Below are 23,204 nucleotides of genomic sequence, written 5' to 3' on the forward strand. Positions count from 1 at the left end.
CAGCGTGCGGAATGGAAGGAGCAGATATCAGCGTGTCGCGCCATGCTGGCGCAGCAGGGTTTCGATCGCGGCGAATCCGCGCTGGCGCGCGTGAGCCAGCGGCGTCACGCCCTCGCCGTCGGCCAGCTCAGGATCGGCGCCCGCTTCGAGCAGCAGCTGCACGATCTGCGTGTGGCGCGGCCCTCCGTCGCCGAGCAGGATCGCCTCCAGCAGCGCCGTCCACTGCAGTCGATTGACGTGGTCCACTGCCACGCCCGCACGCAGCAGCATGCGCACCGTGGTGACGTGGCCACGCTCGGCGGCAGGAATCAGGGCGGTGCCGCCATAACGGTTGGTGCTGCGCAAGTCGGCACCATGGCTCAGGGTCAAGGCCAGGATCCCGTCCAGTCCGCGCGCACCGGCGTACAGATAAGCACTGTCCTGCAGCCTGTCCTTGGCGTTGACATCGGCCCCCGCCTCGATCAGCACGCGCGCCGCGTCCACGCGGTTGCCATGGGTCGCCAGCAGCAGCGCGGTGCGGCCCTGTGCGTCGCGCGCTTCCAAGGCCGCGCCATCGGCCAGTGCCTGGCGCACCGCTCCGGCATCGCCGCGGCTGGCGGCCTCCCGCAACCGCACGTCGGCCTGGCCGGACGGGTCTGCGGCACAGGCCGGAAATGCCACGGCCAGCAGGCACAGCAGAAGCGCGCGCCGTGAGGGCGCAGCCCAGCGCAGGCAGCGGTGTTGCAGGTACATGATGAACCCTCCGGAGTCAGTCGGCCGGACGTTGCCGGTGCCTTGGCCGCATGGTAGAAGTCGCCACGGGTATCCAGAAATGAAATGTTCAAATGCAAGAAAGTTCAAAATCGAATAGGTCACTGTTCGAACTGGACCTGCTGCGGGCCCTGGTGATGGTGGCCGACTGCGGCAGCTTCACCACTGCGGCGACCCGCCTGCACTCGACCCAGTCCACGGTCAGCCAGAAGGTGCGTCGTCTGGAAGACCTGGCCGGTCATCGCCTGCTCGAGCGTGGCCATCGCGATGTGCAGCCCACCGACGCCGGCCACACGCTGCTGGGCTATGCCCGGCGCATGCTCGACCTGAACGAGGAAATGGCACAGGCGTTGGCGGGCGCCACGGTCGAAACAGCGGTCCGCATCGGTGTGCCCGAGGACTTCGTCAACGCGCAGACCACGCGCATGCTGGCCGCTTTCAGCCGCCGCCATCCGCAGGTGAAGCTGGAGATCAGCAGTGGCCTCAGCCGCGATCTGGCCCATGGCTTCGATCATGGCGAACTGGATCTGGTCCTGGTCAAGCAGCGCCGCAACAGCCGCCAGGCCGTGCATTGCCGGCGTGAACCCATGCACTGGATCGACAGCCTGCGCAGTGGCTGCCTGCTGCAGGAGCCCCTGCCGCTGGTGACCTTCCCGCCGCGCGGACTGTACCGCGACGAAATGATCCAGGCGGTCGAAGCACTCGGCCTGCGCTGGCGCATCGCCTTCACCAGTTCATCGCTCAGCGGCATCCAGGGCGCGGTTGCCGATGGCATCGGCATCAGCCTGCTGCCGCGCCGGGCAGTGGGCCGCGGACACCGCATCATCGACGGCGAACGGAACCTGCCGGTGATCGACAACTACGAGATCGGGCTGCTGCACCGTGGCGACGCCGATGATGCCGTGCGTGCGCTGGCCAGCGAGCTGTGGCAGCAGGTGCAGCGCGAGCCGGTATGAGCCCGTTCGATGAATATCGCCGGGTGCAGGGGCGCGGCGGGTGCGCCGTACACAGCGCTGAACGGGTACCATAGACACCTGTTTCCGCTGTGATGCCGCATGGGCCCGTCCGACCGCCACGATCGTATCCGCCGCTGGCAGGCCGCTTCACTGCTTGCCGCCGCGCCGATCGCCAGCCTGTCCGCCAGCGATGCCGTCGGCGCTCCGCCGCCGCAGGCACCGCCTGGCCAGCAGCGGATCGCCCCGGCGGCGCTGGTCGAACGGCTGCATCAGCGGGTGCTGTCCGGGCAGAGCGCCACAGCCACGCTGGAAAGCTGGTGTGCCGAACACGGCCTGGCCCAGCAGGCCCGCGTCCGCGCGGTGCGCATCCATGGCGATGACAAGCAGGCCCCGGCCGAGGTGCTGCAGGCACTGGGCGCCGACTCCAGCGCCGCGCTGCGCTACCGCCGCGTGCAGCTGGTGTGCGGGAACCGCGTGCTGTCCGAGGCCGACAACTGGTACCTGCCCGGCCATCTCAGTACGGCGATGAACCAGGTGCTGGACAGCACCGACGAGCCTTTCGGCCGCGTGGTCGGCCCGCTGGGCTTCCAGCGCGAGACCGAAGCCGACCAGACCTTCTGGCCCCCCCGTGGCGAGGGCGACCACGGCATCATCCTGGAAGTACGCGCCTTGCTGCGCGACCGGCAGCAGCAACCTTTCAGCTACGTCATCGAATCCTATCTGGTGCAGGCGTTGCCGTAAGCGTGATTGCGAGCGGGGGTGACGACTGTCCGTGCGTCGTGAAGGCATCAAGCGACGCCTCTCCGCTCGCCGCAGACGCGAGTCGAAGAGGCGCCCCACCTGCGCTGCTCAGTTGAAGCGGTAATCCATCTCCACCCAGAACTGGCGGCCATAGGGGTCGTAGTTGCCGACCGGATAGAACGGCCAGCCCCCCCCGTTGCGGTCCGCCGGCGGCCGGCTGTTGCGCAGGTTGTTGACGATGACACCCAGCGACAGGTTGTCGCCGAAGCTGCGGAACACGCTCGCGTTGTACGTCATGTACGGTCCGATGCGGCCGCTGCCATCGCTCTTCGGCAGCGAGCCATAGCGGTTGCCGTACACCGTCGCGGTCCAGTCACCGCGGTTCCAGGTCACGCTGCCATTGACCTTGCTGCGCCACTGCCAGTCGTCGAGGGAATTGCGGATGTCACGCACCTCGTCATCGGCGAACTGCCGGTACTCATGCTCAAGCACGACGGTGTAGGCCAGACGCGTGGTGAAGCGCCCCGCCCGCCCGGCATCGAAACGCCAGTTGCCCTTCAGATCGATGCCGCGCACGGATTCGGATGCCGCGTTGATCGGATTGATCAGCACCCGGGTGACCTGGTCCGGCTGCACCGCCGCCGTGGAAGGATTACGGATCACGCGGGCCAGCGCGTCCTGGCACAGCGGCGAACCGATATCGCGCACTTCGCCGCCCAGGGTACGGCCGAGGCGGCAATCGGCTTCGTCGCGCAGGATGCGGCTGCTGTCGAGATTGGTCACCTCGTTGTCGATGCGGATGTCGTAGTAGTCCGCACTGAAATCCAGGCTTGCCAGCGGCGACCAGACCACACCGAAGCCGTACGACTTGGCGGTTTCCGGTTGCAGCTGCGGATTGGCGCGGTTGCTGAAGTCGATGGACAGGCCGTTGAAGTCGCAGTCGTCATACGGCTGACCGGCGGTACGGCACCGCCAGTAATCGGTCATGCCCGGGTTGTAGCCGCGGGTTTCAGTGGCGAACACGTAGTTCATGTCCGGCGCACGGAAACTGGTGGCGGCCGTGCCACGGATCAACAGGCTGTCCAGCGGGCGGAACTCCACGCCGAAGCTCCACGTCGCCTTGCCGATGTGTTCGCCTGCGGCCCGGTACTGATCGTAGCGGCCCGCCAGCGTGGCGGTCAGGCGCGGCAGCAACGGCAGCTGCAGTTCGGCGCCCACCGCATAGCGATCACGCTCTCCTCCTGCGCCAACGCCGGCACTGGTGTTCCAGAACTCTCCGGTTCCCAGCCGCGGGTCCGGTCGGTTGCGATACCCCTGGCTGCCGGCCTCGACCACGGCCGCCAGCGCCGCGTCTCCCCCGGGCAGTTCGAAGAGGCGGCCGTTGACGCTGGCGCTGAAGGTCTGCAGCCACGCCGCATTGCGGCTCTCCTGGTAACCGGACAACTGCCCGTACTCGTCCGGCGTCAGCGGCTGGTAAAGCCGTGCCGGATCCGGCGCGTAGACTTCCACCCCGTCGCGCACGCCCAGCGTGGGGCCGAGCAGGTATTCGTTGATTCCCGCCAGCAGCACCGGCCGCCGCGTCCGGTTCTCGTAGCGCGAGCGGCTGTAGACGGCCTCGTAGTCCCAGTCACTGTCACCCAGCTGGCCGCGTACACCGACGTTAAACGACCACGATTTTTCCAGGAAGCGATTGGCGTTGCGCGGCAGGCCGCCCACTTCTTCCGGTGCGAACCGGCGATACCAGCTCTCCAGTTCACCACTGTTCTGGTTGTAGAAGTAATTGCGTGCGGACGTCCACGTCGGGGCACGGGTGTTGTTGTAGATGGTGGCGCTGCCCACGGCCAGGTCGGCGAACAGATCGGTCCGTTCGTCCAGGTGGAAGGTCAGCAGGCCATAGCCATCGAGGTTGCGCTTTTCAGTCTGCACGGTCCAGTAGCTGGCGGCGGCCTCGTTGCTGCCGCAGTAACTGCCCAGGCGCGGATTGGTGGCGCGGAACACGCTCCCGCCGTAGATCCCGGAAGCGGCATCGCAGCCGTCACTGCCCGGGTCGATGTTCCTGCCGGTGGCTGCATTGCGCCGATAGGCGATGGCCGTGGCCTGCGGGACCGTGCCACGCGGATCATCGTCCAGCGAGTCCATGAAATCGCGCTGGCGTGCGTGGATGGCCTTGCGGATTCCCAGCTCGAAGCCGAACACGCCTTCCCATCGCTCACCGGCACCACCTCCCACCACCTGCACGCGCTGGTTGTCTCCCCCGCCCTGCTGGGTACCGCCGGCACGTACGTTGATGTCCACGCCGTCGTAGCGCTCCTTGAGAATGATGTTGACCACGCCGGCGATGGCGTCGGAACCGTACACGGCCGAAGCGCCGCCGGCGAGCACTTCGATACGCTCGATGAGGGCGCTGGGAATGTTGGCCAGGTTCACCACGTTGACCGAGCCTTCGTAGGCCAGCGGATAGTCGGACTGGCGACGACCGTTGACCAGCACCAGCGTGCGGTTCGGCCCCAACCCGCGCAGATTGATGGTGTTGGCGGCCGGGGTGAAGGTATTGCCGTAATCCTCGCCCTGCACGTTGCCGGTGTTCTCGGTCAGCGCACTCAGGGCGTCGAATGCATTGCGGTAGCCCTGTGCGTCGATCTGCTCCCGGCTGATCACGGTCACCGGCGACGGCCCTTCAACGCTGGCGCGCGGAATGCGCGAACCGGTGACCTTCACTTCCTGCAGCGATGTAGGTGCGCTTTCCTGCGCGAAGGCGGGCAACGAGGCCAGCATCAGGGACGACAGCGCGAGCACCAGCGGACGATGGCGCAGCGCCTGGGGAGAGGCGGACATGGGCTTCCTGGGGGAGTTGGACGATTGGACGGGACGCGGCGGCCTGTGCACGCATAACGATCCCGTAACGAAAGTGTCCCGAACGGACAGTTTCAGCGGAAATGACCAGGCCTGATGGGCTTATGCCGGAACCTGATAAGTGACACCGCGCGCTGACAACGTGCGTTTTACAACATTCTTGATGGTGTGGCGGCGCATGTACGGGCATCGTCAAGCCATGACGACCTGTTCCTTCGGCCCTCCGATTCCGCCGCTCCGCCCCGTGCTGCGCCAACACCTCGTGCAGCTGCAGGCGGCCCCGATCACCCTGCGCCTGTTCAACCGCGCCGATCTGCCACGCTGGCGCGCCTTCGACGATCGAAGGAGCCGCGGCATCTTCCGCCCGTCAGGCGTCGACGAGGAAGCGCGCTTCCTGGCAGGCGTCCACCGTTCGCGCCTGCAGCAGGACAACGACCAGCTGCTGCTGGGCGTGTTCGATGACCGGCACGGCATGCTGCATGATCAACTGCAGATCCAGCTGCACTCCGCCCACGCCCGTTGCGCCGAGCTGCGTTCAATGCAGCACAGCCACGAGCATCCCGCGCAGGCGTTGCAGGCGCTGTGCCCCTTCCTGTTCGACCAGGTCGGACTGCATCGCGTGTTCACCCTGCTTCCGGTGGCCAGCAGCACGCCTTTCGTCGATGCACTTCGCTCGGTGGGGTTCGAGCATGAAGGCCTGCTGCGCGATCACCATCTGGATATCGATGGCTGGCAGGACCGGCAACTGCTGGCCTTGACCGCGCCGCGCTGGCGACAACAGGTCCGCCCGGACTAGCGGACCCGCTCCAGCGCCGCATCCGCCCCGGTCAGTACCGAGCACGCATGGTCCTGCAGCTCCTCGCCGCTGGCCTCGTTGCCGGTCGCGGGATCCAGGCGGGTCGCCAGCAGAATGAAGCCGGGGCCTCCCAGCACATTCTCGCGGCCTGCCACCACCAGGCTCCATTGGCCGACATCGGGCAGCCCGCTCAGGTCATAGGCGAGCAGGTTCAATGGATTCGCACGCAGTTCTGCTCCCGGCAGCATGCGCGCAACGTAACGATGGCCACGCAGCGGCACGGGCAACGCCGCCCACTGCATTCCGACCGCCGCGGCGTGCGTGTCCAGCGCCTGCAGCACATCGGCGCGCAGGCAGTCGATGTGGATGTGAAGCTGATGCTGGGAACGGCCGTGCGGCGAGTTCAGTGCAAGGCTTGCGACATTGCGCGGCAGGGGGCGGCCCAGTGCCTGTTCGGTATGCCCGCGGGCCTGCCAGGCGGCCGCGAAGTAGTTCGGCGCACCGCGCTGGTACAGGGCAGCGCTCTCGATGCCACTGACCTTGTCCAGTGGCATCAGCAGGAACTGGTAGTCGCCATGGGCATCCTTGATGAGCACATCGCGGCGGGCCGCGGTCGCGTCCCGTTGTAGGCAGGCGCCACGCGGCACATCGGCACCGCGGCAATCGCGCTCGATCAGCCTCCACAGCGCATCCGACGGGACCGGAGCAGGCGCAGGCGCGCTGGCGCAGGCCGCCAGCAGCGAACAGGACAACAACAGGATCAGGCGGGTCACGGGTCTCACAATCGACGGCACGGCAAGGGCTGCGCCGGCCAGTGTACCCTGCCCCCTCAGCCGGGCACGGCCTCTCGCGTATCCGCCGTCTCCTCGACCTTGCCGGGCGTGTACTTGGTCGCGCCGAAGTACAGCACCCGCCATTGGCTCAGGTTGCCGATGAACCAGTGCGCCACCGAGTCATGACCGTACCCGTCGAAGAAGGTCTCCACCTCCGGCGGCAGCAGGGTCGTATTGTCCCAGGATTCCAGAGTGACCCGCTCGGCCATGGTCAGCGTTCTGCCGCGCTCCCGGCGCCGTCGCAGGCTGACGATCTTGTCCAGCAGCGTGTCGTTCTCCTTCTCCAGCCCCCGGCGCTGCTTGCGTACCGCAGAGAGCTCATCGTTGCGCGCCTTCAGCTCGTCTGAGACCCGGTTCCATTCGGCGGTCTTCTCCGCATTGCCCTGGTCGGCCAGATGCAGGTTGTCGTTGTCCCAGGGCGATGGCAGCTGCGACTGCCGTCGGCGCAGCGTGCGCACCTGTTCCCGCAGGGCCTCTTCGCGTGCAGCAAGCCGCTGCATCGACGGCAACTGGTCACCGCGTGCCACGCGCACGCGCAGCCAGCGATACAGCAGCTCCATATGCGATGCCTGCACGTCCTCCATGCGCCCGCGCTTGACCCGCACCGCCTGCAGATAGGCGTTGAACACCGCCTGCAGTTCTGGATCCTGCTTGTCGAACTCGGCCTTGACGTGCTCTTCCAGGCGACTGATCGGGTTGAGCAGCACCCCCCTGGCCTGCGCCATGTCATACATCTCGTTCAGGGCAAAGCGCGCGATGCTGTTCCGGCGCCCCTGGTGCTGGGGATCGTAGCCACCGCCCACGTCCGAGTGCACACCCGGGAACCATATTTCCACCGTGTTGGCGGGGTATTGGGCATGCTCGCGGGTGGAATCCAGGGGGAACTGGCCGCGCAGCTCATGGGCGGCGGTCATGTGCACCGACTGCTCCACGATCTCCGGTATGGTCATGCCTTCAGCCCATCCGGTATGCCCATTGCGGTAGTTCACTGCCGCCGCCGTCAGGCTGGGCCACACCGAGCACACCGTATCGAACACGCCCATGAATCCGATCCGCAGCGGAATACGCTCGCGGTACAGCCAGGTGCCATCGGCCTGGCGTCGGCAGCGCGCGGCCAGATCGCGGGCGAACGCGCGTGCCGAAGCCGCTCCGCGCGAAAAGCCCAGTACCGACACGCTGACCACCAGGATGCGCATCGGCTCGGGCTGGCTGTCTATCAGCTCGTCCAGCGACTGCAGCGCGAAGTCGATGCGCTCGCGCCCGCCCTTGCCGATGGACAGCCCCAGCAGCCCCCCCTTATCACCGACCTCCGGGCACGGTGTTCCTACGCCGGACAGGTACTGCCGTTTTATGTTCCGTGTGTCGTCCCTGTGCGCGATGAACAAGCGGGCGATGTTCGACAATGCGCGCTCATTCTGGGCCTTGTTCAGCTCCTCATCGCGATTGTTGCCGGTGCCATCGAAGAATACGGCCAGGTGCAGGCTCTGCGTGCATCCCGTAGTGGCCGCTTCCTTGTCGGGCACGGTGCCACACATCGCCTCCTGGCGACGGCGGCGCTCGGCATCGCTCAGCGGACGTGTGCCGCGGGCCAGTCGCGCAGTGCGTGCCGTGCCCTCAGCCTGGGCGACCGGATCCGGGGTGCCCGGTTCAAGATCCACCTGCCCGGGAATCGCGGTCGGATCAATACTGGTCATGGTCCTTGTGCTCCTTCGGCACTGGCATGCGCCGTACGTCCCACTTGTTCACGCCCTTGTCCAGCAGCTCGGCCTCGACATGGCCGTCCGCATAGAAGTGCAGCAGCAAGGTGGCCGGGTTGGGCGGATAGGGCGTCTTCAGCGGTACCACGGCTTCACGCGGCACGCGGTGCCCTTCATCCAGATAGCGGTTGGTGGCCAGATCGTATCGGTTGGCCTCGATCCAGCGCACGCGCACGCTGTGCGGCCCCTTGCCTCGTGGCGCGCGGGGGCCCATGCCGGAACCACCGTTGGTGTACCCGTCCAGCCCTCCGAGATACTGCCCGTCGACACGCACGTCAGCGAGGTAGTTCGGACTGTAGTTGAAGGCGAACAACGACATGATCGGCGTCTTACCGCGTGCCATCGCCCGGCTGCAGCCGACGCCCATCAGCAGCAGTGCGATCACCGCCAGCGCGCTCCACCACAGGTACTTGTTGCCCATCATTCCGATCGCGCTCCGTTCAGTCCCAGCTTTCTTCAAGCGGCCACACTTCGTCACCGATATCGGCAGCGCTGCGCCGCCCCGCCGCGAAGTCCTGCAGGCGAAGCCGCCATGCGGGATCCTCGCCAAGATCGACGCCGGCCAGCAGCGCCCAGGTCGACACCATCACCAGCCGTCGGCTGTCCTCGATGCCGACGTCCGCGGCCGTGGCCACCACCCGTCGGAAGAAGGTATACCAGCGCGCACGGGGAAGCCGCGCCAGCAGCTCCGGATCGGAGAGCTGGAAGTGATCGATCAGCGTGTAGGGGTAGCTGGCATCGATCAGGGCGCGCCGCTGCGCCGCCTCCAGCACCCAGGGAGGATCGTGCGGATCCTGCACGCTGTCCTGCAATTCCAGGTGCGCCCATTTCAGATCGTGGCGCAGGTACCACCAGCGCTCTCCCAGCGCCAGGAAGGCCCGGCACTGCGCCGCGTCCAGCACCTGCACCCACCATGGCAGCACCCGCGCGTCGAAGAAGCGGGCCAGGAACAGCTTGCCGTTCGGGTAGCTGGCGTCCAGCCGTCTCTGCAGCCGCTGCTGCAGCTCTTCCGCAGGCAATGCCGTGTCGATCAGGCTGAGCAGGCCCGGAGAACGCGCGTAAGACGCCGCACGCTGCAGGAAACCGTCAAGCTCCAGGCCACGCGGCAGGCGCGCGAGGAACACGCTGGCGTCATCCGTGCCATCGGCCAGCAGGCCGTCAAACAGGGGCAGCGGCGCCCAGGGCAGCGCGCGCAGCAGTTGCAGGGGCTGCTCGCACTGCGCGCCATCAAGCAGAACGTAACGCTGGGTGCCCTCCTCCAACGGCGGTGGCGAGAACGGTGGGAACTGCCAGTCGTTGGCCACGCTCAGCCTCCCTTCGGTGTCAGCGGGGCTGCACGCTGTGCGGCCAGCAGCAGGCATTCCTTGCAGACCGACTGCGGGAAGACCGGCAACGGGTAACGGCCGCGATCGCCGGGCAGGAACGACTTGCGTCCCGCGTGCACGGCGATCCTCCCGGGTGCGTTGAACACGATGTTGCCGCCGCTGAGGGTGATGCTGGCCCCGCCTGCGGTGGCCACCTGCACCGTCCGGCCCGCAGCCACCTCCACGGCGCCCTGTGCGCTCGTGCCACGCAGCGACTGCCGCGACTGCACGCGCACTTCGTCCTGTTGCGCCTTGACGTCCAGCACCTGTTCGCCACTGGCCAGGGTCAGCGCCGGCTCGCCCGGATCAGCCCCCTCCAGTGTTGCGGCCAGTACGCCGATGGCCTGCCGTCCATGCCAGCGCGCCTGCCCCATCACCACGGCCTCGCCGTGCTGGCCGCTGCCCAGTGCCAGAGTCTCGCCCGGCGCCCAATGCAGCCCCTGTCCGGCCACCATCAGCGCACCATCAGGTGCAGCCAGGCCCAGCAGGGCATCGCCGGTATGCGGAACGCGGCCCTCGCCGGCATCACCGCTGCGTTCCGGCGCCGAGCCGGCCGCATCCTGCAACGCGCTACCGGGCACCGTACTGCGCACGCTGGCCAGCAGCACCGGCAGCGGTGACTGCGAACCGTCCAACCGCGAGCGCTGCGGCGATTGCACGCCGACATGCGCGGCCGGCCGCACTGTCAGATGCGTACCCGCCGCCGCAGCATGGCTGTGGGCCAGCGTGGCCAGCTGCTGCAACAGCGCAGCAGGCTGTGCCGCCGTACCTGCCGGTTCGACGCTGCGGCGGGCATAGGCACTCAACCAGAGCCCGCCTTGCCCGCGCACGCTGCCCCAGGCGTCGCTGCGCAACTCGAATCCACTGCCGCGGAAGCTGCCTCTATGGTTGTCCGCCTGATGGCGCAGATGCCCCAGCGTCAATGCCGAAGCCTGCTGGCTGCTGGCCAGCTGGGCCCGCAGCTGCTGGTCGCTGTCGTCGAACAGCAGACGATTCCAGCCGGCCCCCTGCCACTCCCGTGATTGCACGCCCCACAGCGCACCGGCGTTGCGGTGTGCCTGCTCTCCGGTCGCCGCCGCGTGCCAGGCAGGCGCCTGGCCGCCCCCGAGGTTGGCCTGCGCACTGCCGGTGCCATCCCTCGCCTGTGCGTACATGGACGTATCGGCCTCCGCGCTGGCGCCCGCCGGGGTCGGCGCGACGCCGCCTTCTCCGCGCCCGTTGTACAGCGCGCCCAGCACCAGCGGCCGGTCGATGTCGCCCTCGAGGAAGCCCACCAGGACTTCCTGGCCGATACGGGGCAGGAACTGGCTGCCCACGCCCGGCCCCGCGTAGCGCTGCGCGACGCGCAGCCACGCGCTGTCCGTGCTGCCCTCTTCCTGCTGGAAGTGGAACCGCACGCGGATCCGTCCCAGTGCATCGGCGTGCAGCTCGGCGCCATCGGCGCCCTGCGCAGCCACCACGACCGCTGTCTGGTAACCGGGCGCCAGCGGCCGCGGATTGCGTCGCGCACCCGTGCCGTCCCATAGCGTCGGACGCCAACGCCGGTCGCGGGGCAGAGCGACGAATGTCTGTGCGTAGCCCTGCGTCTGGGCAGCCACCTGCAGCGTGTCCGCGGTGGCGGCGGCATCGTCCATCGTTGCCAGCGCCTGGCGCAGATCCACCGGCAGGTTGTTGACCCCGGCGTGCTCGACGTCCACCAACAACAGTTCGGTCGGCACTGACCCCGGCGTTCCGCTCAATGACCAGACCTGGCCGGCATCGCCGCTGCGCACGCTGCCACGGCCGTGCCACTGCAGTGCCTGCGCCTCCAGTGCCTCGGCGACCAGCCGAGCGTGGTGCTGCAGCTCGGCCGCGTCGGCAAAGGCATGCGCGCCAACCGGGTCGTAATCCTCGCGTCGCGCCTGCCCGCTGCCCTGCACCGGCAACTGGCCGGCCAGCGAGCGCGCACTGCGGTAGTCGCTGCTGTGCAGCTGCACGTGCGTGCTATGCAGCCGCCGTTGCAGGCCGAGCTGCTGCACGCCATCACTCTGCTCGGTGCCATCGGCGCGATGGAAGCGGATCCCTCCCGCCGACTGCGACGCAGCGGCTTCCGGCAGGAGGGTCGAATCGGCGAACAGCAGCACGCCGTGGCCGGCCGTCGCCTCCCCGGTATCCTGCACGCACCAGCCCAGCCCTTCTTCGGCCAGCAAACGCTGCACGAAGGCCAGGTCGGTCTCGCGGTACTGCACGCAATAGCTGCGCGGCCGGGATGCGGCCAGCATCCCGTCGACCTCATCGCTCCAGCGCCAATGCGCATGTTGCGGGTGCATCTGGAACACCGCGTCCACGATCTCGCGCACGCTCTGTTCCTGGAACACGCGGCTGCAGCGGGCCTGGTCGAGCCACCAGGTCCAGTCACGCAGCGTGATGCGATAGCGCACCAGTCCACCGTCAGCGCCCACGCACTGCGCATCGGCGATCACGCCGTGACGCGGCCAATCCTGGCCATCGGCCAGGTGCACATGCAGGCATGCGGGCCGCCCCGGCCAGTCAGCCAGTGGCAGCGATGCGTCCAGCGCGAGTACATCGATCTGAAGATGCCGCCCCTGCGACAGGGCATCACGCCCGTGCCACCGGTCGACAACGACCGCCGGCATGCCGGGGAGATCCAACCGATACAGGCGGCTGCCGGCATCAAGACCCGCTGCCTGCACCATGAGGTTGCGAATCGCTTCCATGGCGTTCCTACCGTTGCTGCCCTCCGCGACGCGGCGGGCAGGTCCTTCCCCTGTAGGGCGACGGTAGCAGATGGAAAACGGCGGCGCACGCGACCGCCGTCACGCCGGATTAACGTTCCGGATCAATAGGTTCCGTAGGACACTTCGACGATCACCGGCTTGCCTGTGTCTTGTGCCGGTTGCAGGGTGAAGCGGTCCAGCGCGCTGCTGTCATCCCCCAGCGGCGTGCTGCGGAACTGCAGGCGATAGGTCGCCCCTGCCTGCACGCTGCCATCGGGCAGCAGGCGCGCGTCGGCGGGCAGCAGCAGGCCTCCCAGATCGCTGTAGGCTTCGGGCGCGTCGCTGAAACCGTAGTCGACAAGCTCATCGGTACGACGCATTTCGTAGACCCGCGTCGGCCAGGGGCGGGCCGTGCTGCGGCCGTTGCGCAGGTCGGTCACCCACTGCTCTGGCAATTGATAGACCTTGCGCAGTGCGGTGTCATCCAGCTCGGCACTGGCCACCTGCAGGCAGCACACCAGCCGCTTGCTCTCGCGGTCATACACCGAGAAGCGCGCATCGCGTGCGACCGGCGTCGGCAGCAGTGCGAACGGGATGTCGCGCAAGGCGGGCTCGGCACCATCGCGGGAGTCCAGGTTGCGCCAGCCACCAAAGGCCGGTTCGGCGGCCTGTGCCAGCGGCGCCGCCAGGCACAGCGCCACCGCAAGCCCGCCGGCGGTGCGTCCGATCCACTTCTGCATGTCGTTCATCCGTCGATGGCCGGTGGCCAATCAGTTTCGTGAGGATGCCATGAAGGTGCGACGCCCGCCACGTCGGGAGGCCAGGCTCGTTCAGCCGGGCCCGGCGCTCGCGGGGGAACGCGGCCGCTACTGCATGTACTGCGTGGTGTGGCCGGTGAATCTGACACCATCGAATCCGAAGCAGAAGCGGCCCTCTTCGAATGCCCGGTAGACGAGCAGTGCGCCGTTCACGCAGAACGTGTCGCTCTCAGCGGATGTCTCCACCGTGCCATAGGTACGCGCGCCCTCCTTGCCCACCAATGGGCCCGAGAACGCATCGATAGGCAACGGATACACGGTGCCGTCGCGGCTGTCGATCAGCACGATGGAGCGCTGGAAGTACTCCTTGCGCTCGTCCAGCTGGGCCAGGATGTAATGCCGGTTGAAGTTCGGCACCTGGGTAAGGATGGCCTGGTCGATCTGCGCGCGATGCTGCGCATCACAGAAGTCCACCGGGCTGTATTCGTACGCGCAGCCGGAGTGTGGATAGCTCATCACAACGCCTGCGTAGGGCGCGTTGTGGGGCGTCGATGCCGGTCCTTGGCTGGCCGCGGCCGAACCTCTCGATGGATCCGGCTTGCCGGCGCACGCGGCAATCAAGACAAGCAGGATCAGCAGCAGCACTTGCTGGAAACCGCAGCAGCTGTCCGAAGTCCTGTTGCGCCGCACGCAGTCCTCCATCAGGTTCGACATGCACATCCCGCAGTAGCCCCCAGGTCCGCATGTGCTCCGTACATGCCTGCGCGCCGATTCAATGGCGGCAACTAATAGGTTCCGAAGGGCACTTCGACCTTCAATGCCGCACCGCCCTTGGCCGGTTTCAAGGTGTAGGTATGAACGCCACCGTCACCATCGGCCAGCGAGGTCTCATGGCGCTGGACCGTATAACGCTCGCCGTCGATCTCCAGGGTGTCGGCCGCCACCGCCCGCGCGTCGGGTGGCAGCAGCAGACCACCAGCCGCTTCACGTTCTTCCTTGAAGGTGTAGCTGCTCAACGCACCCTGCACCTTCAGCAGCTGCACATGCGGGCGATAGGGTGCGGCATCGAGATTCCAGCCATTGGTCAGATCGGTGATCCACGGCCCCGGAATGTCAAAGCGATCCTGGAGCTCACTTTCGCCCACCTCGGCACCGTCCACCGACAGGCAACACACCACCTTGCCCGCCTTGGCGTCGTAGGCGGCCCATCGACTTCCCGCTGCTGCAGCGTGCGGCAGCATGGAGAAATGGTACTGTCGCTCCAGATCGCTGTCGGAGACTCTGCGCCAGCCGCCCACTTCGGGAGGCTGTGCATGGCACCCCACCGTGAGCAGTACACCGGCTACTGCAGCAGCCCGAATCACGAAGCCAGACATCTTCAGTTGCCTGCCTTGGACCAGGCCATCATTGCAACGGGCATTCCAGACGCTGCATCGCCTCACCCGCCCATTGCCGAGCCCAGCTGCTGGAACGCGCCGCCGATGGTGGGGATGTTCGCTGGCGGCAGCGTAGCCGGATCCCGGCACTCCTGAGCCCTCCTGCCGGCCACACTGAAGACCTCGCGATAGCGGAGGTAGCCGTAGGTATTGACGGCAGGAATATTCAGCTCCGTCCACTTCCCGATGTAGAAGCCGGCCAGCGAGTCATGCATGTAGTTGTCAAACAGCACCGTACTCACATCGGGTACCGGCGCACCGTCCAGCACAAGGTTAAGCAGAGTGCTGGTCTCGGCCGGGATTTTTGCGTAGTCGTAAGCCGCCTGGGAGGCCCGCGGCGTAGGTTCAAATACCGGTCGCCCGATCTTGCGACCCGCCTCCATGCGCTTCTGGCTTTCGTCCAGCTGCCTGCGGTAGGCCGCCATCTCCTCCTTGCCCCTGCGCAGCTTTCCAACCAGATTTGCGAAATCGCGCTGCGCATTGGCCAGATCCACCTGATCCTCGGCGTCGGACTGCTTGAAGAACGGCTGTTGCAGCACGCTCTGTGGACCATTCGGCAGCCGCTTGCCCTTCCAGGCAACGTACTGCCGGCAATGTCCTGCAATCTGCTGCGTGTGCGCGCCTCCGGGGACACCGTGACCGGTCAGCCAGGCGTTGTAATCGCGGATCAGCTGTGGGTGGCAGCCGAAATGCATGGCGAGCACTGGCTGCGCCCCCAGTTCCTCGATCGTTTTCATTATCACGCCTGCCTTGACGGCCTCATGATGCATGTCGATCAACGGAATCTGCGCAAGCTTGGCGGTACCGTTCGCGGCACCGGAAACGAAGTCCTTGCCCTGGCCGCCGGGCGAGTAGCCGCCACCGACATCCGAGTGCATGCCCGGGTAAAGCACCTCCTTCCCGCTGGTCGCCAGGTCCAGCGGGAAATTGATCCGCTGCTCGTGCAGGGCCGCGAAATGCACGCTCTGGCGCGCTTCGGGGTGAATGCTCATCATGTCACCGGCGGCCCAGTCCCACTTGCCCTTCGAGACGCGGCTCATCGCAGCAACGCCGACCGACGCAACGGTATCGAAGATGCCCATGAAGTTCAGGTAGAGCGGAATGCCGGCAATGTTGTAGCCGCAACCGCTGCCCCAGGCTTCTGCCGTCTCATACAGCCGGTGCACGAACGCCCGCGCCTGTGCCGCGCCACGCGAGAAGCCGAAGACGGAAACGTGCACCGACTTGACCCGGCGCTGGTGCCCCTTGACCACGCGCTCCAACCGCTGCGCGATTGCCGTGAGCATCGCGCGTCGCGTCATGCCTTCCAGCAGTCGCGTCTCGCTCATTGAGGCGACCAATACTTTGGCTTCGTTGGGCTGGATCAGGTCACCACCGTTCAGGTACTGATGTACCGAATTGATGACCTGCAGGATGGCCCAGTGGATGCGGTCCGCACCATAACGCGCGGCGCCGCCTCCCAGCGTGTCACCATCCTGGTTGGTATCGCCGACGTCGGTGAATGGCGTGCCGACGCCGGGAACGTAGATGCTGAAGAAGCCGTTGCCACGCTCCTTCAGGGCGGCGTCGTACAGGCGCGCCACATTGCTGTGACCGTTGCGGGCCAGCTGGGTCTTGGGGGAGCGCGTCTTGCCGGTTACAAAGGTCCCTTCCCACTCGCGGTTGTTGCCGGTGCCGTCGAAGTAGATGCCTACGTGCACCTGGCCCTGGCATTCGGAGCCCTTCTCGCGCATGCACGCCATGGCCCGCGCCCGCTGCTGCGCTTCGGCGCCGCTCAGCGCTCTGCGTCCATCTGCCGGCATTGGTTGCGCGCCGGTTGCCGTGCGTCCACTCATGTCCTTGTCTCCTGGATTCGCTGCTGGTCCCCGCCGGGATCGTTGTCCTTGCCACCCACGCCAAGCATTCGGATCGGATGCCCGGTGAGCGACCGGGCCCCGTGATCACTTTTCAAGCGGGCGCCGAAGGTGCTCCCAGATTGGATTCTCGCCCTCGCGCAAGGGCGCCTCGGGGCCGGTCAATGGATAGTCGGGATGACCGAGCACAAGATTGGTGACGAAGACCTTGATCTCGCCATTGCGCAGGAAATGGACGGCCAGGTTTCCGAGCTGGTTGTACTTCGGAATCGCAACGGTCTTCTTCTGGAACGTTTCGAGATCCGTGGTCCATTCGATCTCAACCTTCATGTCCGGCGTCCATCGATCAGGCAGCACGACGCAGCAGACAGTTCCGCCTTCCGAGTGGGAATCGGCCGACCCGCCACTGCCGCCATTCACGAGGAACTGCGCAATGTATGCATCCGTATGGTTGTAGCCGAGCACGGCCACCGGCGTGGAGGCCGTCCGTCCCTTGCAGGCCGCCAATGCCGGCAACAGGAGCAGCAACGCCAGGGCCGCCAGCAGATGGGTCCGCATCAAACGCATGATTCTTCCTTCACGTCCACGAGGGTGCAGGCTCGGCCTGCAAAGGCGAGGCGGTGTGGTCCCACAGCGGGACGCCCGTCGTCCAGATATCTTCCGGCAGCGCTGATGCCCAGTCCGCGAACGGCACCTCACAGCTCCCGGCAGGCTGCGCGAAACGCGCCTGCACGGCAGGATGGCCGCGGCACGCGCCGGAGGTGTACAACGCCAGCAGCAGGTACTGCACGTGATCGTCCACCTGGTTCACACCGTGGGCGATCGTATCCTGCATAAGGTCGACGACGAACGGGTACAGCGATCGATACGGCACCCGCTTGATCTCATCGGGGATGACCCTGCGAAGCTGGGCAATGGCCACATCCGGCTCGCACGCGTCCAGCAGGCGCGTGTACTGGTCTTCGTCCAGGCGCAATGGCGGAAGCGCAGGCAGGCCGGCATCATCCATTCCGGCCAGCATCTCGGCCAGCGGCCATTCCTGCAGATCGCCGTAGCGATCGAAGTACTGCAGGCGCTGCACGCCCTCCAGCAGGGCGGCACGCTGCGCAGGCAACAACAGATCCAGCAGTGCAGGCAGGATACGGGTGTCGTACCAGCGCAACAGCATCTCACGACCGCCCTTCTCGGGCACCTTCACCAGATGGAAAGCACGCAACCGCTTCGCGAGATCGTCCAGTTCCAGTGCACTCCACAGCAGGGTCACGCCCGGCCTTTGCGCCCCCATCTGCCGGATCTCCGCATCCAGCTGCGCGTGCACGTCCCTGTCCGTCCAAGCCACCAGCAAGGGAGCAATATCCAGCAGGCCGGCCTCGGCCGTGCCTTCGAACAGTGAGCGATAGCGCGCGCCAAGACGCTCCAGCCGCTCATGGAAGTGCGACCGCTGCGCGCTGTCGATCACGGCGTAACGATTCACACCAGCACTCCCGGCGTGCCCTGGCGCATGGCGTCGAGAATGCAGCTCTTACAGCTGCTGCGCGGGAACTGGGGAAGCGGATAGCCCTGCTGCGCCGGGCCGACGAATGACTTGCTGCCCGCATGCACCTTGATCGTGCCCGGACAGGCGATGGTGATGTTGCCACCGGCAATGGTCAGGCTGGCCCCCCCGGACGTCGCCACGTGGATCGTATTGGCCGCTGCGAGTTCCACCGGCGCCTGCGCGCTGGCCCCGCGCAGAGCGCCACGCGACTGCACGCGCACCCCATCCGCCTGGGACTGGATATCGAGCATTTCAGTGCCGGCCACGACGTCAAGCGCGGTGGGTGTGGCCGCTGCTCCCTCAACCACGGACGCAAGCACGCCGATCGCCTGCCCCGCATGCAGACGGGTCTGCCCCATGGTAACCGTGTCGCTATGACCGCCACTGGCCAACAGCAGGCCTTCACCGCTCCCCCAGTGCACTCCCTGGCCTGCCACCTGCACCAGTCCCTGCGGTGCGGCCAGTCCAAGCAGTGGATCACCCGAATGCGGCACGCGATCCTGCCCAGCATCCGACTTGCGCTCGGTCGCACCACTCTTGCCGATATCGAATCCATCACCGCCCGTGGTGGTGCGTACGCTCGTCAGCAGCGCGGGAACCGGCGACTGATCGGGAACCAGCTCCGAGCGCTTTGGCGCGCGCGCGCCCTCCTGCATCGCCAACGGGCTGGTCAGGTGTGTACGCGCGGCCTGGGTGAAGCGCTCGCCCAGCGTCTGCAGCTGCGCAAGCAGCGCGGAAGGCTGCACCGCCTCGCCCGCAGGTGCCGTCGACCGATGCCCGTACGCCGAGAACCAGGCACCGGCCGTGGCGCGCACCGCGCCCCACGCGTCGCTGCGCAGTTCAAAACCGGTGCCACGCAGGCTGCCGACATAATTGTCTGCCTGATGACGCAGGTGCCCCAGGGTCAGTTGTGACACCTGCTGGCTGCTGGCCAGCTGCGCGCGCAGTTGCTGGTTCGAGTCATCGAACAGCAGATGGTTGGCGCCCTGCCCGCCTTCCCACTCGCGCGAGCGGATACCCCACAGCGCACCGCCCTGCCGATGCGCCTGGTCCCCCATGCCGGCAGCATGCCAGGCCGGCGCCTGGCCGCCACTGAGGTTGGCCTGCGCGCTGCCGCGCATGTCTGCAGCCTGGCCATACAGCGATACGTCGCTCTGGCCGCTTCCGCCGGCTGGCGTCGGTGCCACGCCCGCCTCGCCACGTCCGTTGTACAGGGTGCCCAGCACCAGTGGCCGATCGATATCGCCGTCGAGGAAGCCCACCAGCACTTCCTGACCGATGCGCGGCAGGAACTGGCTGCCCACGCCGGGTCCGGCATAGCGCTGTGCCACGCGCAACCATGCGCTGTCGTTGGCTCCGCCGCCCTCGCCTTCCTGGAAGTGGAAACGCACGCGCACGCGGCCATGGCTGTCTGCGTGCAGGTCCTTGCTGGCGCCTCCGTCGCCGGCAACCACGACAGCGGTCTGGTAACCCGGCACGGTCGGGCGCGGATTCAGCCGTGCGCCACTACCGTCCTGCAGCAGCGGGCGCCACGGCAGGGTGCGATCCACCGCGTCGAAACGGTTGCCATACCCGGTTGCTTCGGCCTGCTGCCAGAGCGCAGCGTCGGCCGGATCGATCGGCGCCACGCCCAGCGCGTCATCGAGGCTTCGTCGCAGATCGGTAGGGAGATTGTTGATGCCGGCATGTTCGACGGCCACCAGCAGCAGCTCAGGCGGTGTCGCACCGGGGGCCTGCTGCAGCCGCAGCCATTGTCCGGACTGGAAGCCGCGAACCGTACCCGACCCCTGCCAGCCACGGCTGTGGGTTTCGCGCGCCTGCGCCTGCAGGCGGGCCTGACGCGCACCGGCGGTACTGTCGCTGAAGGCGTAGGCACCTACCGCATCGTAGTCTTCGCGCGACGATTGGCCACCTCCGCCCTCCATCGGCGACTGTGCCACCAGTGCGCGTACCTGGCGGTAATCATCGCTCTGCAGGCTGATCGAAGTACTGGCCAGGCGCCGACGCAGGCCAATGGCCTGCACGCTGTCACTGGATTCGGTGGCGTCACTGCGATGGAACCGCACGCCTGCAGCCGCGCTGGTGGCATCTTCCGGCAGCGCGACGCTGTCGGCGAAGATCTCCATGCCATTGCCGCAGGGCGCTTCCTCATCGGCGTACAGACGCCAGCCCAGGCCTTCTTCGGCGAGCACGCGCTGCAGGAAATCCAGGTCACTCTCGCGGTACTGCACGCAGTAGCTGCGCACGCGCTGGCCAAGGAAGGCGTCGACGCCCTCGGCCCAGCGCCAGCGCGCGATGCCAGCGTGCCCTGCCAGTACGGCATCGACGATCGCACGCACGCTCTGTTCCTGGAACACGCGGCTGTGCCGAGCATGCTGCAGCCACCACGTCCATGACACCAGCTGCAGCCGGTAGCGCACCAGGCCACCGTCGCTGCCCAGGCAGGAAGCGTCCGCGATCAGGCCGCTGCGCTGCCATTGACCACCATCGGCCATCTGCGCGACCAGTGTCGCACGCGTGCCCGGCAGGGCATCCAGCGCGATATCAGCGCGCGTGGCGAGTACATCGACATCGGTCCAGGCATGTTGGCCGAGCGCATCACCGCCGCGCCACCGCTCCACCGTGCACCCTTCCAGTGCATCGGACCGCAGTCGATACAGGCGTTGCGCGTCACCGAGCCCGGCAACCTGGGTCATCACGTAGTTCAGCTGATCCATGCCAATTCCAGTGTGAAGACGCCTGCACCTACCCGGCGGCGTCGGATTCCAGCCATCAAATCTACCAGATTGCGGTGTTCGTCAAAATCACGACGCCTCGACCACCGTAGAAGTGGGTTGTTCGTCACATAACTGACGGCATTCCGTATTCAGGCATGCCTGGACGGACCAATCCCGCGACCGCGTTCACATCGGCGGGCTAGAATCGCCCACAGTCCCCAACGAGACCCGCCATGCTGGATCAGGAAGCCCTGCTGGCCCCGATTTCGGAACACGCCCCGACCGGTGAAGACCTGTCGTTCTCGGCTGAATTCGATCGGATCATCGAAAACCGTCGTGCCGACGACCCGACCCTGGACCAGGGGGCGTGGCAGACCGACATCAAGTACGCTGACTGGAGCAGCGTGCTGCGCGATGCCACCGACCTGCTGCAGACCCGGACCAAGGACCTGCGGCTGGCAGGCTGGCTCAGCGAAGCCGCCACCCAGCTGGAAGGATTCCAGGGCCTCGCCGCTGGCTACCGGCTCACCGCCGGCCTGTGCGACCGCTACTGGGATGACGTGCATCCGCAGGCACCTGACGGCGATTTTGAAGAGCGCATCGGCAACCTGAGCTGGTTGCTGACCAACTCGCTGCAATGGCTGCGCTCCGTGCCGATTGCCGTCGCGCCGCAGGGGCGTTTCAGCCTCGCCGACTTCGAGCATGCCCATGCCCGTGCCAACAGCGGCGAAGAGGATGACGGCCGCCCTGGTCTGGACATTCTCACTGCCGCCCGCCGCGATACCCAGCACGGGTTCTACCGGCAGCTGGCCGACGACCTGCCCGACTGCAGCCAGGCCCTGGCCGAACTGCAGGCCGCGGTCGACAACCGCCTGGGGCTGGATGGCCCAAGCTTCAGCGCGGTGCGTGAGCAGCTTGAACACCTGCAGCGCACCGTGCTGCGCTTCGCACGCGAAGCCGGGGTGTTGCTCGATGGCGAAACCGAAGCCTCCTCCGACGATTTTGAAGATGCATCGTTCGGCCATGAGGCGCCCGCGTCCGAAGCGGCCCCGGTGACAGTACCGCGTGGCCCTGCGGGCGCACCCGGCTCGCGCAAGGAAGCGCTGCAGCAGCTGCGCCAGGTCGCTGAGTTCTTCCGTCGGACCGAACCGCACAGCCCCGTGGCCTATCTCGCCGAGAAGGCCGCACGCTGGGGCGAGATGCCGCTGCATGTCTGGCTCAAGCGCGTCATCAAGGACCACGGCACGCTGGAACAGATGGAAGAGATGCTGGACGTCAATCCAGAAGACTGATCTGCCTGCGGATCACGCTCATGCGGGGATCGGGACTGGCCCAATCCCCGTCATGTTTACTGGATCTTGAACTCGATGCGCCGATTGCGTGCGCGGCCATCGTTGCTGGTGTTGTCCGCCACCGGCTCGTCCGGTCCCTTGCCGACGACATCCATGTGGCTGCCCGGAATGCCCTTGGACACCATGTAGTTCTTCACCGACAGCGCACGCGCGTGGCTGAGCGCCAGGTTCGATTCGCGCTGCCCGACATTGTCGGTATGGCCGATGATCAGGAAACGGCTGTCCGGCATCTGCGCCATCTTGGCGACCATCTCGTCGAGGATGCTCATGCCAAACGGGGTCAGACGCGCACTGCCACTCTGGAATTCGATGATGCGGTTGGCCAGCGTCTGGTCCAGCACGTTCTGCTGCGAGCCGACCTTCAGCGCGTTGGTCACGGTGTAACTGGTATTGCTGGCCAGACTCAGGTCGCTGGCCACCTGCTGCCGCAGCGCTTCGTTGCCGACCTCACCGGTGATCCGCACTGCCTGTCCGTTCACTTCCAGCTTGCCGGGCGACACCCGCTTCAAGCCGGGATTGATCATGCCCGCCACGTAATCGCCCCAGTTCGGCGGGGTCGCGATCGTCTCGACCTGGATGCGGTCGACCACGCGCTCGGCGCCATACACGGCACGCAGATTGTTCAGCAGCTTGGCCTTGGTCGCCTGGTCAGGCACCACGCCTTCGATCACCACCGGTCGTTCGGTGGCAGCCTGTGCCGCAGCAGGCGCGTTCTGCGCGGCCAGCGGCACGGCTGCGAGCAGCAGCGGCAACGCAAGGGAGAGAGGGTTGCACAAGCGCATCA

Annotated in this window: 19 protein-coding genes; 4 read left to right on the top strand and 15 right to left on the bottom strand. The window is 66.8% G+C overall.

Annotated features, from left to right (window positions below; all coding sequences use genetic code 11):
* Positions 1-27: 27 nt before the first annotated feature.
* Positions 28-732, bottom strand: a complete 705-nt coding sequence (locus tag N8888_RS10760) for an ankyrin repeat domain-containing protein (RefSeq protein WP_263174620.1) — start codon at positions 730-732, stop codon at positions 28-30.
* Positions 733-824: 92 nt separating this feature from the next.
* Here N8888_RS10760 and N8888_RS10765 point away from each other — a divergent pair, with 92 nt between their 5' ends.
* Positions 825-1,706, top strand: a complete 882-nt coding sequence (locus tag N8888_RS10765) for a LysR substrate-binding domain-containing protein (RefSeq protein WP_164151820.1) — start codon at positions 825-827, stop codon at positions 1,704-1,706.
* A 99-nt stretch (positions 1,707-1,805) separates the two neighbouring features.
* The gene (locus tag N8888_RS10770) at positions 1,806-2,447 is read left to right on the top strand and encodes a hypothetical protein (protein WP_065175273.1); all 642 of its coding nucleotides are present in this window, start codon (positions 1,806-1,808) and stop codon (positions 2,445-2,447) included.
* Positions 2,448-2,555: 108 nt separating this feature from the next.
* Here the strand turns inward: N8888_RS10770 and N8888_RS10775 are convergent, their stop codons facing one another.
* Entirely contained in the window at positions 2,556-5,282 is a 2,727-nt protein-coding gene (locus N8888_RS10775; protein ID WP_263174627.1) for a TonB-dependent receptor plug domain-containing protein, read from the bottom strand.
* 262 nt (positions 5,283-5,544) lie between these two features.
* On the opposite strand from N8888_RS10775, the gene N8888_RS10780 reads away from it, so the two are divergent.
* On the top strand, positions 5,545-6,096 hold the full coding sequence (locus tag N8888_RS10780) for a GNAT family N-acetyltransferase (RefSeq protein ID WP_309250431.1): 552 nt from the start codon (positions 5,545-5,547) through the stop codon (positions 6,094-6,096).
* Here the strand turns inward: N8888_RS10780 and N8888_RS10785 are convergent.
* The 12 genes from N8888_RS10785 to N8888_RS10840 form a co-directional block, all read right to left on the bottom strand.
* A complete protein-coding gene (locus N8888_RS10785; protein WP_258391151.1) occupies positions 6,093-6,869 on the bottom strand; it encodes a CDP-diacylglycerol diphosphatase in 777 nt (258 codons plus the stop codon). The two genes, N8888_RS10780 and N8888_RS10785, sit on opposite strands and share 4 nt — an antisense overlap.
* A 56-nt stretch (positions 6,870-6,925) precedes the next feature.
* On the bottom strand, positions 6,926-8,623 hold the full coding sequence (locus N8888_RS10790) for a T6SS phospholipase effector Tle1-like catalytic domain-containing protein (protein WP_263174635.1): 1,698 nt from the start codon (positions 8,621-8,623) through the stop codon (positions 6,926-6,928).
* Entirely contained in the window at positions 8,610-9,110 is a 501-nt protein-coding gene (locus tag N8888_RS10795; RefSeq protein ID WP_065182772.1) for a DUF3304 domain-containing protein, read from the bottom strand. The genes N8888_RS10790 and N8888_RS10795 overlap by 14 nt, the downstream gene beginning before the upstream one ends.
* Before the next feature lie 16 nt (positions 9,111-9,126).
* Complete coding sequence (locus N8888_RS10800) at positions 9,127-9,990, bottom strand: DUF4123 domain-containing protein (RefSeq protein WP_065182771.1); 864 nt, start codon at positions 9,988-9,990, stop codon at positions 9,127-9,129.
* A gap of 2 nt (positions 9,991-9,992) precedes the next feature.
* Complete coding sequence (locus N8888_RS10805) at positions 9,993-12,767, bottom strand: type VI secretion system Vgr family protein (RefSeq protein ID WP_263174639.1); 2,775 nt, start codon at positions 12,765-12,767, stop codon at positions 9,993-9,995.
* 122 nt (positions 12,768-12,889) lie between these two features.
* Entirely contained in the window at positions 12,890-13,507 is a 618-nt protein-coding gene (locus N8888_RS10810) for a hypothetical protein (protein ID WP_053518402.1), read from the bottom strand.
* Positions 13,508-13,633: 126 nt separating this feature from the next.
* On the bottom strand, positions 13,634-14,041 hold the full coding sequence (locus N8888_RS10815; RefSeq protein WP_317629461.1) for a hypothetical protein: 408 nt from the start codon (positions 14,039-14,041) through the stop codon (positions 13,634-13,636).
* A 269-nt stretch (positions 14,042-14,310) separates the two neighbouring features.
* A complete protein-coding gene (locus N8888_RS10820; protein WP_263174642.1) occupies positions 14,311-14,901 on the bottom strand; it encodes a hypothetical protein in 591 nt (196 codons plus the stop codon).
* A gap of 62 nt (positions 14,902-14,963) precedes the next feature.
* Positions 14,964-16,796, bottom strand: coding sequence for a Tle1 family T6SS lipase effector (locus tag N8888_RS10825; protein WP_263174645.1), 1,833 nt, complete (start codon positions 16,794-16,796; stop codon positions 14,964-14,966).
* Positions 16,797-16,901: 105 nt separating this feature from the next.
* On the bottom strand, positions 16,902-17,381 hold the full coding sequence (locus N8888_RS10830) for a DUF3304 domain-containing protein (RefSeq protein ID WP_229765840.1): 480 nt from the start codon (positions 17,379-17,381) through the stop codon (positions 16,902-16,904).
* A 10-nt stretch (positions 17,382-17,391) separates the two neighbouring features.
* Complete coding sequence (locus N8888_RS10835; RefSeq protein ID WP_263174649.1) at positions 17,392-18,288, bottom strand: DUF4123 domain-containing protein; 897 nt, start codon at positions 18,286-18,288, stop codon at positions 17,392-17,394.
* Positions 18,285-21,068: a type VI secretion system Vgr family protein gene (locus tag N8888_RS10840; RefSeq protein WP_263174652.1), complete on the bottom strand. Its 2,784-nt coding sequence runs from the start codon at positions 21,066-21,068 to the stop codon at positions 18,285-18,287. The genes N8888_RS10835 and N8888_RS10840 overlap by 4 nt, the downstream gene beginning before the upstream one ends.
* Before the next feature lie 233 nt (positions 21,069-21,301).
* On the opposite strand from N8888_RS10840, the gene tssA reads away from it, so the two are divergent.
* A complete protein-coding gene (gene tssA, locus N8888_RS10845) occupies positions 21,302-22,360 on the top strand; it encodes a type VI secretion system protein TssA (RefSeq protein ID WP_263174654.1) in 1,059 nt (352 codons plus the stop codon).
* A 56-nt stretch (positions 22,361-22,416) separates the two neighbouring features.
* Here the strand turns inward: tssA and N8888_RS10850 are convergent, their stop codons facing one another.
* Positions 22,417-23,202, bottom strand: coding sequence for an OmpA family protein (locus tag N8888_RS10850; RefSeq protein WP_111185953.1), 786 nt, complete (start codon positions 23,200-23,202; stop codon positions 22,417-22,419).
* Positions 23,203-23,204: the final 2 nt, after the last annotated feature.

The sequence above is a fragment of the Stenotrophomonas maltophilia genome (assembly GCF_025642255.1).
Taxonomy (GTDB): Bacteria; Pseudomonadota; Gammaproteobacteria; order Xanthomonadales; family Xanthomonadaceae; genus Stenotrophomonas; species Stenotrophomonas maltophilia_P.

Bases quoted from the DNA above. Each gene is read 5' to 3' on its own strand.
- N8888_RS10795 (WP_065182772.1), bottom strand. From the start codon at position 9,110: ATGATGGGCAACAAGTACCTGTGGTGGAGCGCGCTGGCGGTGATCGCA.
- N8888_RS10840 (WP_263174652.1), bottom strand. From the start codon at position 21,068: ATGGATCAGCTGAACTACGTGATGACCCAGGTTGCCGGGCTCGGTGAC.
- tssA (WP_263174654.1), top strand. From the start codon at position 21,302: ATGCTGGATCAGGAAGCCCTGCTGGCCCCGATTTCGGAACACGCCCCG.
- N8888_RS10815 (WP_317629461.1), bottom strand. From the start codon at position 14,041: ATGAGCTATCCACACTCCGGCTGCGCGTACGAATACAGCCCGGTGGAC.
- N8888_RS10805 (WP_263174639.1), bottom strand. From the start codon at position 12,767: ATGGAAGCGATTCGCAACCTCATGGTGCAGGCAGCGGGTCTTGATGCC.
- N8888_RS10825 (WP_263174645.1), bottom strand. From the start codon at position 16,796: ATGAGTGGACGCACGGCAACCGGCGCGCAACCAATGCCGGCAGATGGA.
- N8888_RS10765 (WP_164151820.1), top strand. From the start codon at position 825: ATGCAAGAAAGTTCAAAATCGAATAGGTCACTGTTCGAACTGGACCTG.
- N8888_RS10810 (WP_053518402.1), bottom strand. From the start codon at position 13,507: ATGCAGAAGTGGATCGGACGCACCGCCGGCGGGCTTGCGGTGGCGCTG.
- N8888_RS10760 (WP_263174620.1), bottom strand. From the start codon at position 732: ATGTACCTGCAACACCGCTGCCTGCGCTGGGCTGCGCCCTCACGGCGC.
- N8888_RS10790 (WP_263174635.1), bottom strand. From the start codon at position 8,623: ATGACCAGTATTGATCCGACCGCGATTCCCGGGCAGGTGGATCTTGAA.
- N8888_RS10775 (WP_263174627.1), bottom strand. From the start codon at position 5,282: ATGTCCGCCTCTCCCCAGGCGCTGCGCCATCGTCCGCTGGTGCTCGCG.
- N8888_RS10850 (WP_111185953.1), bottom strand. From the start codon at position 23,202: ATGCGCTTGTGCAACCCTCTCTCCCTTGCGTTGCCGCTGCTGCTCGCA.
- N8888_RS10770 (WP_065175273.1), top strand. From the start codon at position 1,806: ATGGGCCCGTCCGACCGCCACGATCGTATCCGCCGCTGGCAGGCCGCT.
- N8888_RS10830 (WP_229765840.1), bottom strand. From the start codon at position 17,381: ATGCGTTTGATGCGGACCCATCTGCTGGCGGCCCTGGCGTTGCTGCTC.
- N8888_RS10820 (WP_263174642.1), bottom strand. From the start codon at position 14,901: ATGTCTGGCTTCGTGATTCGGGCTGCTGCAGTAGCCGGTGTACTGCTC.